General features: G+C 59.0%; 12 protein-coding genes and 1 other RNA gene. 2 read left to right on the forward strand and 11 right to left on the reverse strand.

Going from position 1 to position 13,533, the window contains the following annotated elements; all coding sequences use genetic code 11:
• The first annotated feature begins 1 nt into the window (after nucleotide 1).
• The gene (locus tag G1C97_RS02970) at nucleotides 2-331 is read left to right on the forward strand and encodes a transcriptional regulator (RefSeq protein ID WP_205832498.1); all 330 of its coding nucleotides are present in this window, start codon (nucleotides 2-4) and stop codon (nucleotides 329-331) included.
• 41 nt (nucleotides 332-372) lie between these two features.
• Here G1C97_RS02970 and rnpB read toward each other — a convergent pair.
• From rnpB to G1C97_RS03010, 8 genes are all read right to left on the reverse strand, one after another.
• An RNA gene (rnpB, locus tag G1C97_RS02975) (RNase P RNA component class A) lies at nucleotides 373-747 on the reverse strand.
• A gap of 34 nt (nucleotides 748-781) precedes the next feature.
• Nucleotides 782-1,459, reverse strand: a complete 678-nt coding sequence (locus tag G1C97_RS02980; protein WP_169240467.1) for a regulatory protein RecX — start codon at nucleotides 1,457-1,459, stop codon at nucleotides 782-784.
• A gap of 2 nt (nucleotides 1,460-1,461) precedes the next feature.
• Nucleotides 1,462-2,667 (reverse strand): recombinase RecA, encoded by a 1,206-nt coding sequence (gene recA / locus G1C97_RS02985; RefSeq protein ID WP_169240468.1) that lies wholly within the window; start codon nucleotides 2,665-2,667, stop codon nucleotides 1,462-1,464.
• 269 nt (nucleotides 2,668-2,936) lie between these two features.
• Entirely contained in the window at nucleotides 2,937-3,170 is a 234-nt protein-coding gene (locus G1C97_RS02990) for a DUF3046 domain-containing protein (RefSeq protein ID WP_169240469.1), read from the reverse strand.
• A 286-nt stretch (nucleotides 3,171-3,456) separates the two neighbouring features.
• Complete coding sequence (locus G1C97_RS02995) at nucleotides 3,457-3,972, reverse strand: helix-turn-helix domain-containing protein (protein WP_169240470.1); 516 nt, start codon at nucleotides 3,970-3,972, stop codon at nucleotides 3,457-3,459.
• A gap of 117 nt (nucleotides 3,973-4,089) precedes the next feature.
• A complete protein-coding gene (locus G1C97_RS03000; RefSeq protein WP_169240471.1) occupies nucleotides 4,090-4,635 on the reverse strand; it encodes a CinA family protein in 546 nt (181 codons plus the stop codon).
• A gap of 106 nt (nucleotides 4,636-4,741) precedes the next feature.
• On the reverse strand, nucleotides 4,742-5,425 hold the full coding sequence (pgsA, locus tag G1C97_RS03005; RefSeq protein ID WP_169240472.1) for a CDP-diacylglycerol--glycerol-3-phosphate 3-phosphatidyltransferase: 684 nt from the start codon (nucleotides 5,423-5,425) through the stop codon (nucleotides 4,742-4,744).
• A 78-nt stretch (nucleotides 5,426-5,503) separates the two neighbouring features.
• Nucleotides 5,504-8,503 (reverse strand): DNA translocase FtsK, encoded by a 3,000-nt coding sequence (locus G1C97_RS03010; RefSeq protein ID WP_169240473.1) that lies wholly within the window; start codon nucleotides 8,501-8,503, stop codon nucleotides 5,504-5,506.
• Nucleotides 8,504-8,686: 183 nt separating this feature from the next.
• Between G1C97_RS03010 and G1C97_RS03015 the strand changes: the two genes are divergently transcribed.
• On the forward strand, nucleotides 8,687-9,436 hold the full coding sequence (locus tag G1C97_RS03015) for a Fic/DOC family protein (RefSeq protein ID WP_240950992.1): 750 nt from the start codon (nucleotides 8,687-8,689) through the stop codon (nucleotides 9,434-9,436).
• A gap of 48 nt (nucleotides 9,437-9,484) precedes the next feature.
• Here the strand turns inward: G1C97_RS03015 and miaA are convergent, their stop codons facing one another.
• The 3 genes from miaA to G1C97_RS03030 all read right to left on the reverse strand — a co-directional run bounded on the left by miaA (nucleotide 9,485) and on the right by G1C97_RS03030 (nucleotide 13,440).
• Entirely contained in the window at nucleotides 9,485-10,477 is a 993-nt protein-coding gene (miaA, locus tag G1C97_RS03020; RefSeq protein ID WP_169240475.1) for a tRNA (adenosine(37)-N6)-dimethylallyltransferase MiaA, read from the reverse strand.
• A 29-nt stretch (nucleotides 10,478-10,506) separates the two neighbouring features.
• Entirely contained in the window at nucleotides 10,507-11,961 is a 1,455-nt protein-coding gene (gene miaB, locus G1C97_RS03025; RefSeq protein ID WP_169240476.1) for a tRNA (N6-isopentenyl adenosine(37)-C2)-methylthiotransferase MiaB, read from the reverse strand.
• 66 nt (nucleotides 11,962-12,027) lie between these two features.
• Complete coding sequence (locus tag G1C97_RS03030) at nucleotides 12,028-13,440, reverse strand: LLM class flavin-dependent oxidoreductase (protein WP_169240477.1); 1,413 nt, start codon at nucleotides 13,438-13,440, stop codon at nucleotides 12,028-12,030.
• Between the last annotated feature and the right edge of the window lie 93 nt (nucleotides 13,441-13,533).

Genomic DNA, 13,533 nt, shown 5'->3' on the forward strand with positions numbered 1-13,533 from the left:
CATGCCACCAAGGAGGTCAAAGCATACGGCGGTCGAGCCACACTTCGATCCGGTGATTCACGAGCCGATGCGGTTGCGTATCTGCGGCATCCTCTCCGCGGTGGATGAGTTGCAGTTCGCCGCCGTCAGGGACACGCTGGGCATGAACGACGCCGCCTGTTCCAAGCATCTGAAGACACTAGTCGATTGCGGATACGTGTCCGTGTCCAAACGAGAGGCGGACGATAGCCGACACATGGTGCGATGGTATGCGATGACGCCGGTCGGCCGCAAGGCGTTCGACGCTCATCTTGCCGAAATCAAGCGCATCGCCGGCGGCATCGTCGACTAGCCACCGCCAAAGGACAGTTACTCCATGGAAAACAAAAAGATGAAGTGAGACCTCTTATACCCCGGGTTCTGTCGCCTTCGGCGCGAACGCCGTAAGACGGATGGCCATCCATCTCGACCTGACGTCGCCGTCAGGCTCTAGCAGCCTACCCGATGGCACGGGCGAGCAGCCCTTACCGCCATCTGCTTGGCCTTGCTCCCGATGAGGCTTGCCATGCGGCCCACTGTTACCAGAGGCCCGGTGGTCTCTTACACCGCCGTTTCACCCTTACCCGCTCGCGCGGGCGGTCTGTTCTCTGCTGCGCTATCTCTCAGGTCACCCTGGGCGGACGTTATCCGCCATCGTGCTCTGCGGAGCCCGGAAGTTCCTCAGCCGATCCCAATGAAGATCACGGCCGCGGCCATCAAGAGGTCTCAAGCCGACAATTATACATACGCCGTGGAGAACGACTCAGCGAAGCAATTCCGACGCGACGCGACGGAGCGTTTCCGGATTGTGCCCTTTCCTCCCGCCGGCCGACCAGAAACGGCGTTGACGCACCTGACGATCGAGCCCTTGCGTTTTACGGGCTACGCGACGACCGAGTTCCCAAGCCGCATCCTCGAATACGCCCTGCTGATCGGCCTCGTCAGTCACCTGTTGAGCCAACACACGATCCACGCCTTTGCGTGAGAGCTCCATCAGCGTCCCGCGACGCCCCATCATACGACCTGCGCAAATCCGCACTACCGATTCGGCGTATTCCTCGTCGTCCAACAGCCGCACTGCAATCAACCGTTCGACGACCTGAGCGACCGTATCCTCCGCGTATCCTTTGCCGAGTAAACGATCGCGCAACGCGCTGGACGAACGAGGTGCCGCATCCAATAGCCGCAACGCCGATTCCCGGCAGGCTTCCTTATCATCGGCAATATCGTCCGGTCCACACAGAGCAGTGCCAACATTCGGCCGCCGCACACTATCTGGTTTCTCGCCGGCTCCCGCAGACCGCTGTGCTGCAGAGTTCGCATGACCGATACCGCCATCGCGCATTAACGACGCAGACGATGTAGTCGAAGCAGCGTCATCACTATGCTGCGGAGCAATCACCATGGACCTGCCCCGCAGAAATGCCTCGGCATCAATCATCGTCAGGACCGGCCAGCCGCATCTTTGGCTGAGGCCGCTTTGACCGTCTTGGTCTGCTGCTTGGCCGCGGCAACCTTACCGTCCTTAGCCGCATCGGCCGCTGCGGCCTCGCTTACGGCTGCTGCCGCTGCGGCCTCCTCGTCTTCCGCGAACTGATCAGAAGGAGCAATCAGACCAAATTCAGCCTTGACTTTGTTTTCGATCTCCTCAGTGATGGCGGGATTGTCCTTCAGGAACTGGCGGACCTTCTCACGTCCCTGGCCAAGCTGATCGCCATCATAGGTGAACCAGGATCCGGACTTCTTGACCACACCGACCTGCTGGGCCATGTCGATGACGGAACCCTCACGGGAAATGCCTTCGCCATAGAGCATGTCGAATTCGGCGGACTTGAATGGCGGAGCCATCTTGTTCTTGACCACCTTGACGCGAGTGCGGTTGCCCACAGCCTCCTCACCGTTCTTAATAGTTTGGATGCGGCGGATGTCGAGACGCACCGAGGCGTAGAACTTCAACGCCTTACCGCCTGTGGTGGTTTCAGGATTGCCGAAGAACACACCGATTTTCTCACGCAACTGGTTGATGAAAATAGCGGTAGTGCCAGCCTGAGCCAATGCTCCGGTCATTTTACGCAACGCCTGGCTCATCAAGCGGGCCTGCAAACCGACATGGCTGTCGCCCATATCGCCTTCGATTTCGGCTTTTGGCACCAAGGCGGCCACCGAATCGATGACGATAACGTCAAGAGCCCCGGAGCGAATCAGCATATCGGCGATTTCCAAAGCCTGCTCACCATTATCCGGCTGGGAGACGATCAGCGAATCAGTGTCTACACCAAGCTTGCGCGCATAGGCCGGGTCAAGCGCATGCTCAGCATCGATGTATGCGGCCACGCCACCGTTGCGCTGTGCATTGGCGACCACATGCAAAGCAAGTGTGGTCTTACCGGAGGATTCAGGACCGTACACCTCCACGATGCGTCCCTTGGGCAAGCCTCCGATTCCCAAAGCCATGTCCAGTGCCAACGAGCCGGTGGAGATCACCTCCACATTCTGTTCCGGCCTATCTCCCAGACGCATGGCCGAGCCTTTGCCGAAGTTTTTTTCGACCTGTGCCAGCGCGGTATCCAACGCAGCCTTGCGCTTGGGATCCAGCTCGTGCGCGGTACCGTTCGCCGGATTCTTAGCCGACTTGGTTTCGGTTGCCATGATCTTCTCCTTATCGAAGACGTACGTATACGATTCGCTTTCTACCGTATGGGTCGATGCCCTCACAAGGCAAGCGAAACCGACTATTGTGGTTCCAGCTTGCCGGACTTTGACAGCCACAACATCTCCGCCTTACTCGCGCAAGGCTTTACGGCAATCCGCGGACCGATACGCATATCGTCATATCAGCCTGTTGCTGTGCATAACTATAACCACAGACACGAACATATGTTCGAAACTCATTGAGCTGGCGTGTCTTGGCATCATCCTCAGGCGGCCGGCAATGGCGGAGCGTTATGGTCACGCCCCCATCGCTGGGCATCGGGAATATCCATCTGGTCGCACAGCACATTCCAGACCACGCGGGGCTCTTCACCCGCATCCAGCGCTTCCACCACCGTCATATTCGCAAGCGCCGGAAGGCTCTGATCCTGCGCAAGAGAACGACCGTAGGTACGACCGAACACCTCTTCAAGCAGTTCCCAGAATTCTCGTTCACGCATACGAGCCAGTGTGCCACCACCCGACGAACAAAGGTTTGGCGCCGGCACAGCCTCATGGCGCTGCACAACCCGCGCGTAGACGGTCTCACAACACGTCGCGCACAATGCAACACAAAAAAGCGGGGCCATAGCCGAACGCCATAGCCCCACCCGAAGCAGTCGCAAACCAGGCATAATCGCATTCGGCGAATTACAGCACGCACGCATAGCGGCGACAAGACGAGCGCGTCTCACCCGACGCCATATACCACCGAACATTCATCAGCCACGACAGCGACCGCAACCGTTACTGCTGAACCTCGTCAAGATAATCGGCGACCATACGCAACATCTGCGCTGCAGAGACGCCCAACGCCTGCGCGATGGAAGCCAGCAACTCAGAGCTGGCCTCCTTCTGCCCGCGTTCCACTTCGGAAAGATATCCAAGGGACACGCCGGCCTTCTCGGAAACCTCACGCAACGTGCGACGGTCGCGAGTGCGCAGGTCACGCAACACATGGCCGATGGCCTCGCGCAATGACACATCATGCGGCTCGTTCTGCAACGTCTTCGGTTGCTCGGCGGAAGCAACGGCGACCACGCGTTCGGCGGAATCTTCCTCGCGCCGCATGCGATCGCGCGCAGCGATGCGTTCATCCTTGGCCTTCCTGGCAGCCTGAGCCTTCAGCACCTGCTGCTGCGCGAACATCACCGCACGGCGCTGGGCCGGGGTCAGTTCGTTCATCCTGGCCATGCCCGGCCTTACCGGTGCCGACGCATCAAGCTTCTTCGTCCGCTCATTCACACGGGTCATCGTTTCCATAGCCTTAGGCCCCCTCTACACAGTCAGTCCGTAGTTGTTCTATTGAGTTCAACACCGGCATGCCCCGGTTTTATTCCTGAAAACTTGCTGACAATAGACTCAAGTTTTGCTGATGCGCTATTGCAACAGCTGTTCAAGGCGCTGCAGCACCTTGCATACCGTCTGCATACGAACCGCTTCGCGAGTGCCAGTCAGACGCAGCTCCACCGCTTCGACTGATTCCCCTCGGCCTGACTTGTACCCAGCCGGCAGACGCAATCCGATATACACCAAGCCGGCCGGCTTGTCACCATCCGGACCAGGTCCCGCCACTCCCGTAGTGGACAATCCGATAATCCGACCATTATATTCCGCCTGATCGTACAGGGCAGCAGTAGCCTGCGCCATCTGACAAGCCACTTGCGGATGCACGGCGCCCTCTCGTTCCAGCAAGTCACGATCGACGTCAAGTACGGACGCTTTGGCTTTGATATCGTACGTAACCGCCGACCCCAGAAATACATGTGACGCACCGGGTATGCGCACAAAGGCATCCGCAAGCAAACCGCCGGTCAATGATTCGGCGCAGGCGATCTTTATTCCACGTGCTTCGCAGATGTGCAGAATTCTCGCAGCGGCGACATCACAAGCCTGCTGTATCTCAACACAAGTCGCATCACCCATGACAACATCACTTTCACCTATAGGATCCAGTCATCCTAATTACAAAAATGGGATGCAGCTCATGCCGCATCCCACCCCATATCTCATCTGCTCGGATTCGGAAGCATTACCGCTCCGCCCGCTTCGGCGCCGCGAACGTGTTGTACAGGTACACTCCACCGGAATACAGGCACAGCACCAGCGCCACATAGATGATGGCGTAGGTCAGCACATAGTACACGGTGATCCACATCGGCGTGGTCTGTCCTGCGGCAAACGACCAGAATGGCAGCAGCAGCATGGACAGGCCCACACATTGGAACACGGTCTTCAGCTTACCCGGCCATGCGGCGGCGATAACCTTGCCGCCAGGACGCTCCATCACGAAGAAGCGCATGACGGTGATGCCGATCTCACGAACCAGGAACAGGACCACGACTATCCAGCCCCAGATAGGATTGCCGAACTCGTTGAAAGCTGCGGCTACCACCAGCGCACCACCGGTGAGCAGCTTATCCGCGATCGGATCCATCAGCTTGCCCATTTCAGTGACCTGATTGTATGTACGGGCCATCCATCCATCGATCTTATCGGTGGAGGCGGCGATGATGAACAGCACCGCCGCGACCCAACGCAGCGTCAGATTATCTGCGCCCCATGCGCCGGCCATGATGTCCAGCACCAGAAAAATGACCACCAGCACGATACGCGAATACGTGACCAGATTCGGCGGCGCATTCCAACCATCGAAAATCGACGCCTTGGCTTCGGCTTGGACCTCGGCCTGTTTATCCGTTGATTCACTACTCATATCGCTCACACTACCCTTACACTTCTACCTTAGACGGCAATCCACATGATGCGTTGACTTGGTACCAGCAATCGACTGTCATGCTCCCCCAAGTTCACCTTGTTCGGGGGCGGAGGGCGTGAGCGAGCTGGTTTCACCGCGGATGAACGCCAAGACTTGCGGGAGATCCTGCGGCTGGACGAGCACTTCGCGCGCCTTGGAACCTTCGGACGGACCGACTACGCCACGAGACTCCAACAGATCCATCAAGCGACCGGCCTTGGCAAAGCCGACGCGCAGCTTCCTTTGCAGCATGGATGTGGAGCCGAACTGCGAAGTGACCACCAGCTCGGCAGCCTGCAGCAGCACATCCATATCGTCACCGATCTCCTCGTCCGGCTCCATGGAATCCTTTTTCTCGGCTTCCTTGGCCATCTGTTCGATGTCCTCACGATACTTCGGCTTGCGTTGGGTGCGCACGAACTCCACGGCCTTGCGAATCTCGGATTCGGAAACCCACGAGCCTTGCACACGAATTGGTTTGGCGGAACCCATCGGCAGGAACAGGGCGTCACCCTGGCCGATCAACGTCTCGGCACCGGTCGTATCGAGAATGACTCGGGAATCAGTGGCCGAAGACGTGGCGAAAGCAAGGCGGGAGGGAATATTCGCCTTGATCAAACCTGTTACCACGTCCACAGACGGACGCTGGGTGGCGAGCACGAGATGCACGCCGGCAGCTCGGGCGAGCTGCGTGATGCGCTGGATGGAGCTCTCCACATCATTCTTGGCCACCATCATCAGATCAGCCATCTCGTCCACCACCACAAGGATGTACGGGTATGGAGCCACCTTGCGTTTGGAGCCAAGCGGCGCATGTACCTTGCCGGCACGCACGGCCTCGTTGAAGTCCTTGACATGGCGGAATCCGAAGAATTCCAGATCGGAATACCGGGCATCCATCTCCTTGACCACCCATTCCAAAGCCTGTGCGGCCTTCTTCGGGTCGGTGATAATAGGAGTCAGAAGGTGCGGGATGCCCGCATACGCCGAAAGCTCCACACGCTTGGGATCCACCATGATCAGACGCACTTGATCAGGAGTGGCGCGCATGATCAGCGAAGTCAGCATCGAATTGATGAAGCTGGACTTACCGGAACCTGTGGCACCGGCCACCAACAGATGCGGCATCTTGGTCAGATCGGCAGTCACAAAGTGGCCTTCCACATCCTTGCCGATACCGGTAAGCATCGGGTTCGGGTCACCGACCGCCTTGTCGGAGCGCAGCACATCGCCAAGATGCACGATCTCACGGTCCTCGTTCGGAATCTCGATGCCGATGGCCGACTTGCCTGGAATCGGGGAAAGGATGCGCACATCCGAACTGGCCACCGCATAGGCGATGTTCTTTTGCAAGTTGGTGACTTTCTCCACCTTGACGCCGGGGCCGAGCTCCACCTCATATTGAGTAACGGACGGACCACGCAGGAAGCCGACCACTTTCGCATCCACGTTGAACTGCTGGAACGTACTGGTCAGGGCGCGAATAACGCGATCATTGGCCGGCGTGCGCATCGCATGCGGCTGACCCTTGGCGAGCAGGTTCAGATCAGGCAGCTGATACGGCTTGTTGGCCTCATCATCGGCACTCGGCCCATCACCGTCAGCAGGGCTGCTGACATCCGCGTTCCCAGCGCCGCTGCCATCTGCGTCAGCCCCGGCATAAGCACCGGTCGCACCCGCAGATGCTCCGGCAGACGTAGCGGCGGCACCGACGCCCATGCCCGCCCCCGACAAAGCCACAGTGCCGGTGCCGGCACCAGCGGCTTGCAGGGCACTTGGAGCCCAGGGATCGTCTCCCGGCTCAACAGTGGTTCCAGCGGCACCGGCTGGCATCATCACCGTTCCGTCACCGCCGGCCGGCATAACCACGGTACCGCCGCCGGCTACCATGCGGGGCTCTGCCACGGCGGACGAGGCATCGGCAACGCCAGAGGCAAGCGCACCACCCGCGCGCAAAGCCTCACCAGCAGCGCCATGCGCATGCCCCTCATAAGAGGAAGACGCTATAGTACGGCCAATGTTCCCCATGATCTCGCCGGTTCCGGGATCAACCAACGGCGTCTCGGCAGCGGCACCATGCTGGCTTGCCGCACGGTCAAACGGATCATCGGCTGCATACCTGTCCAGTCTGCGATCATCCTCCTTGCCATGCTTGCGTCCGAACAGACGCGCAAACAATCCCGGCTTGCCCGAACCTGGGGATGCGTCCACGTCGGTTTCGGATTCACTGCCGTCATGAGACGGCACACCGTCGGCGAAAGCCAACGTGGCGTCCCCCAGACGCACCTCATTGGGGAATTGATCGCCTTCGCCGCTCCCCTGGCCTTCCTTGCGGTACTCGTCGCCACGCAATTTGGCCAGCAGCCAACGGGCACGATCCGGCAGATCGGTGACGTGCGTGCCCGTGATCATCAGTACGGAGAACAATCCGACCACCACGAACACAATGATGGCGAATACGTTTGAAAGTCCCCAAGCCAACGGAGAGCCGAGCGCGAAACCGACCAGCCCTCCGGCGGATTGCAGGATACGGATATCGAACTTGACATGATCGGCGGCAACGGCCACATCGATAATCGAACAAATCGACCACATGAGCAGCACCCAACCGGCCACGACACGAGGATTATTCGATTTCTTGCCGCTATTGCGCATAAGTCGAAACGCGATGCCTGCCAGCAACACCGGAAGCACCACGCTCATCACGCCAAGCACACCGGCCGCGATGGCGTGCAGGAACTGGCCGAACACCCCGTTGACGCGGAACCATTCGGACGCACAGAACAACACGGCCAATATCAGCAGGAGGAAGCACAGTCCGTCACGCCGATAGGCCGGATCATATTCGCCGACGCCGGTGACGGCACGTACGCCGGCACCGAACGCGCGCGGAATCGCCAGCAGAATCTTCTTGCCCATCGGCTCGGGTTCAAGATCCACTTCCGGTTGGACCCGGGTCTCGCCATCATGCGTGGCGTCCATCGACCCTTTGGTTTTTCGGGATTTCGTACTATTGGAGGATGCTGTTCGTGCCATAACGGGTTTGATTCTACTCGGTGACGCGGTCTTAGCGGGCCGCTTCCGCCGCCCCGCATGGCGATGAACTTCATGCGTTGATACCTCACACGCGTGCAATCATGCTTTATCATGGGTTGCATGACACCCGCAGAGCGTGCGAGCGCAGTCGCATTTGCACTCAGGAACTGCGCATTGGAAGCTATGACGCCGGGCGAGGCAACGATGCGCGCCGCGGCTGCCTACGAACGCGGTCATGAAGACGTGACGCATCTTATCGATGTAGCCGACGAGCAAACCGCCATACGTTTGCATACCGCTGCCGGCTCTGCCGCCGGCGATCGACTTGCCGACGGCAGTCTGGATGATCATGCCACGGACCGCGCCGACGCCGTATTTGCCAGAACCGTACTGTTGGCGGAACGTCGGTGGAATCCGTCCGGTGATTTGGATGAGCTGATTGCCATTCACCGTGGGCTTTTCGAAGGCGTCTTTGACGACGCCGGCAAATTGCGTACGGCGAATACCACACGGGAAGTGACCGGTGACCGGGCATTGGCATCCAATCCCGAGGTCTTCTTCCCCGCTGCACTGATCGAGACCGGAGCGCACAACATCGCGATGGAATTGGCGGAGAAACGCAACCTGCATGCCATGGACAGGGACGTGTTCGTGCATGCGTTCGCGTCGATTTATGACGAGTTAGGCTACCTGCACCCGTTCCGAGGCGGCAATGCCATGGTGCTGCGCATATTCGGCTCTCGGCTCGCACATGACGCCGGATGGGACCTTGATTGGGGTGAAGTAACCAGAACCGCATATCGTACGGCCAAACATACGGCGTATCGTGGGGATATCTCCGCGTTTGAGCGCATGTTCGCATCGATGCTGCGTCCAGCGAATCCCACACGAGTGTTTCTCATCGCCGGTTGGGATCAAGGTCCCGCCCACTGATCGATTCGCGATCGATTCGTTTCGGTTCATCGATTCGTTCATGCACCGCTATTCGCAGGCGATATCCCCCAGATGATGTTGTACATATTCATCGGCATGGGCATCGATGGGGTCGTAGTCGCCGGCGTCCGCATGGGCGATAATCGCCATCGCATTGTCCACGAGCTTGGGATTGAGGGCCTGCAGCCAATGGATACGCGGATCACGGCCGAACCAGCCCATCTGTTTGCGGGCGAGACGCTTGGTTTTCTGCGCGATGTCGCCGAACGCGTCATACTCATCCCAAATGCCGTCCAGCAGGTCGATGATCTGCTGATAGCCAAGCGCACGGACGGCTGTGGCACCGAGGCGAGGCCGCAGGCGTTCGACCTCTTCAACGAAACCGTTGGTCATCATCTGTTTGGTGCGCAGATCAATACGCCGGTCCAAGTCCTCGCGGCTTAGATCCAAGCCGATCTGCACCGAGGGAATCACGTATCGGTAGCGCGGCAGACTTGCCGAGTACGGTCGCCCGGTCAGTTCGATGACCTCCAGCGCACGGATGGTGCGACGGGGATTATGGGGATCCATTCGAGCAGCGGCCTCGGGATCCTTGGCCTTCAACTCATCGAACAACGCACCGGCGCCCTCGGTTTTCTCCCGCTCCTCATATTTGTTACGGATCTGCGGATCGGTACCGGGGAAGGTGATGTCGTCGATGGCAGCGCGCGCATACAATCCGGATCCACCTACCAGAATCGGGCGAATACCGCGCGACTTCAAGTCGGCGATGGTTTCTCGCGCAAGCTGTTGGAATCGGGCCACGCTCATCGACTCTTCCGGATCGATGATGTCGATGAGATGGTGAGGCACGGCCGCCTGCTCTTCGGCAGTGGGCTTGGCGGTACCAATATCCATGCCGCGGTACATCTGATAGGCGTCGGCGTTTACGATCTCGGCTCGCTCACCTTGCTCAGCCAATCGTTTGGCGATGGCGATGCCCAACCCGGTCTTGCCGGATGCGGTCGGACCTACGACGGATACGACTCGTGGCGTTGTCATAACTTCGTTTCTTTTCTCCCGTTGACTGCTCAGTGGCGGACCGAATAGGTCTGGCCTGCCGCGATATCCGGGTCGGCAAGCAGATTATGGCGACCGGCATGGGTTACGGTCACCGTGACGAAATCACCGATCTCCGGCACCGGCTGGCCTTCAGGCACGCCGATATGCACCAGTACGCCGGTCTTTTCACGGCCGGAGACGCGGTGCGTATCGGAATCTTTCTTGCCGAGCTTGCCGGTGATCATCACTTCGACGTCACGACCCACGAACCCTTCAAGATTCTCCTGCGTAATCTCCTCCTGCAGGGCCACCAGACGATCGAAACGCTCCTGCACCACGTCACGCGGAATCTGCTCCATCTGAGCGGCCGGCGTACCCGGGCGCGGCGAGTAGATGAACATGAACGCAGTGGAGAATCGCGCCTTACGCACCACATCCAACGTGGCTTGGAAGTCCTCTTCTGTCTCCCCCGGGAAACCGACGATGATATCGGTGGAAATCTGCGCGTCCGGCATGGCTTCACGGATTCGTCCAAGAATGTCGAGGAACTTGGCCGAACGGTAAGAACGGCGCATCGCGCGCAGAATACGGTCGGAACCGGATTGCAGTGGGAAATGCAGCTGATGCATGATGTTCGGCGTTTCAGCCATCGCGGCGATCACATCGTCGGTGAACGCGGCCGGATGCGGAGACGTGAATCGTACACGTTCCAAACCCTCGATTTCGCCGCATGCGCGCAGCAACTTGCTGAACGCATAACGATCGCCGATGCCATAACCATACGAATTCACGTTCTGACCGAGCAACGTGACCTCCTTGGCCCCGTCAGCTACGCATTGGCGGATCTCGGCAAGCACATCGCCCGGTCTACGGTCTTTTTCCTTGCCGCGCGTAGTCGGCACAATGCAGAACGTGCAGGTGTTGTTGCATCCCACGGAAATCGCCACCCACGAGCTCACGCGGGAGGCGCGTGCAGCCGGCAGCTGGCTTGGGAACTCCTGAAGCTGATCGCTGACCCTCACCTGAGGCTTATCGGTGGCTCGATTCTGGTCGAGCAGCTTCGGCAGATCCTCGATGTTTTTGGTGCCGAATACGGCGGCCACCCATGGCTTCTTCTTGGCGATCTCCTCACGGTCGAGCTGGGCCATGCAGCCACCCACGGCAATCTGCAGATTCGGCCTCTGCAGTTTGATGCGGTTGAACAGACCGATGGTTCCGTACATGCGTTCGGCCGCATTCTCACGTACCGCACACGTGTTCAGCACAATCACATCGAAATCATGGGAATCGATCTGCTCCTGGGTGGCAGGCACATAGCCGTCGGCTTTGAGTACGCCGGCGATACGTTCGGAATCATGCACGTTCATCTGGCAGCCGAGCGTATGGATATGGAATACGCCTTTGCCCCGCTCCCCGAGCAGACTATCAGTTCCACCGGCTGCAATCGAGGCACGCTCCGCCTCGGTCATCATGTCTTCATTCATAACGACCGATTCTATCGTCCGGCCGTCACAGACAGCCGGACGAACAAAACATCGCGCCCAGCAAACCTATGCGAGATGGCGATAATGGGATCCGATGTGGTTTTCCGGCAGACGATCGCCACGGCCGAACAGACGATCACGCAGCGTGCTCCCCTCATATGCCGTCGGATACACGCCACGACGCTGCAATACCGGCACCACGTAATCGATGATGTCCTCCCAGGTGCCGGGCTCGACCACATAGGCCAGATTGAAACCGTCCACATCGGTCTCGGCAACGGTCTGCTGCATGGCATCGGCGACGGTTTCGCCCGATCCGACCACCACAGGACCACCGGTTGCATTGATACGTGCGCTGTCGCGCAACGTCCAACGTTCACCATCCGGGCCAGCTGCACCGGAGAGGCTGGAGACTGTGGTCTGGATCGCGTTCGTCGCCACCGGATCGAGTGGCTGGTCAAGATCATCCTTGGACAGATCCACTCCCGACCATCCGGAGTTGAGCACCAAATTACCGGTTTCGGACGCGTAGCGGAAGTAGTCACGATACTTGGCTTGGGCCAATTCGTCGGTCTCATCGGCCACCACCGTCATCAATGCGTAGATACGCGCGTCATAGCGCCCACGACCCGAAGCCTCCAACGCATCGCGCATGTCGGCCACAGTACGTGCCAACTGCGCTCTCGTCGGCGCGGCGACAAACATGGCTTCGGCATGCTGTGCAGCGAAACGGATACCCCTCGGCGAAGCTCCCGCTTGGAAAATCACCGGGGTACGCTGCGGGCTGGGCTCGCACAAATGGATGCCCGGCACATCGAAATACTTGCCATGATGATTGATGGGATGCACTTTTGCCGGGTCGGCGAACGTGTCATGTTCCGCGTCCATCACCACGGCGTCATCCTGCCAGGAACCCTCCCACAGCTTGTAGAGGACCTCCATGTACTCATCGGCGTGATCGTAGCGCTCATCGTGCGACATTTGGTCAGTATGACCCATATTGTTCGCGGCGGACCGCAGATAGCCGGTCACCACATTCCAACCGATACGCCCATTGGTGAGATGGTCGAGCGTGGACATGCGGCGGGCGAACGGGTACGGATGCTCATAGGCGGTGCCGGCGGTTATGCCGAAGCCCAAGTGCTCGGTTACCGCCGCCATGGCGCTGACCAGCATCATCGGATCATTGATCGGGATTTTCGCGGCCGCACGCAATGCGGCGTCAGCGTTGCCCTCGTATACGTCGTACGGGCCCAACGCATCGGCGATGAAGATCGAATCGAAGAGCCCCCGTTCCAGTAGACGCGCCAATTCGGTCCAGTGAGCAAGATCCTTGTACTCACGCGAATGATCTCGTGGATGACGCCACAAACCGGGCAGCTGGTGCCCTATGCAGTTGGCATCGAACGCATTGAGCCGTATGCGTCGATTGCCTGATGACGATAATGGTGCAGCCTGTGTTTTGATGTTGTTCCCCATGGTTGCTCAACGTATATGCACCGGCGGTATACGCGCCAGACCCAGCACCCTGATTTATTGATGGATGTGACGCAGATTACACCGCTCCCAGCC

Source organism: Bifidobacterium olomucense, from assembly GCF_012932375.1.
GTDB lineage: Bacteria > Actinomycetota > Actinomycetes > Actinomycetales > Bifidobacteriaceae > Bifidobacterium > Bifidobacterium olomucense.

Coding starts and splice junctions, on each gene's coding strand:
- G1C97_RS03030 (WP_169240477.1), bottom strand. CDS start 13,440: ATGGGGAACAACATCAAAACACAGGCTGCACCATTATCGTCATCAGGC.
- G1C97_RS02990 (WP_169240469.1), bottom strand. CDS start 3,170: ATGCGTGAACGAGAATTCTGGGAACTGCTTGAAGAGGTGTTCGGTCGT.
- G1C97_RS02980 (WP_169240467.1), bottom strand. CDS start 1,459: ATGATTGATGCCGAGGCATTTCTGCGGGGCAGGTCCATGGTGATTGCT.
- G1C97_RS03010 (WP_169240473.1), bottom strand. CDS start 8,503: ATGGCACGAACAGCATCCTCCAATAGTACGAAATCCCGAAAAACCAAA.
- G1C97_RS02995 (WP_169240470.1), bottom strand. CDS start 3,972: ATGGAAACGATGACCCGTGTGAATGAGCGGACGAAGAAGCTTGATGCG.
- G1C97_RS03015 (WP_240950992.1), top strand. CDS start 8,687: ATGACGCCGGGCGAGGCAACGATGCGCGCCGCGGCTGCCTACGAACGC.
- recA (WP_169240468.1), bottom strand. CDS start 2,667: ATGGCAACCGAAACCAAGTCGGCTAAGAATCCGGCGAACGGTACCGCG.
- miaB (WP_169240476.1), bottom strand. CDS start 11,961: ATGAATGAAGACATGATGACCGAGGCGGAGCGTGCCTCGATTGCAGCC.
- miaA (WP_169240475.1), bottom strand. CDS start 10,477: ATGACAACGCCACGAGTCGTATCCGTCGTAGGTCCGACCGCATCCGGC.
- G1C97_RS02970 (WP_205832498.1), top strand. CDS start 2: ATGCCACCAAGGAGGTCAAAGCATACGGCGGTCGAGCCACACTTCGAT.
- pgsA (WP_169240472.1), bottom strand. CDS start 5,425: ATGAGTAGTGAATCAACGGATAAACAGGCCGAGGTCCAAGCCGAAGCC.
- G1C97_RS03000 (WP_169240471.1), bottom strand. CDS start 4,635: ATGGGTGATGCGACTTGTGTTGAGATACAGCAGGCTTGTGATGTCGCC.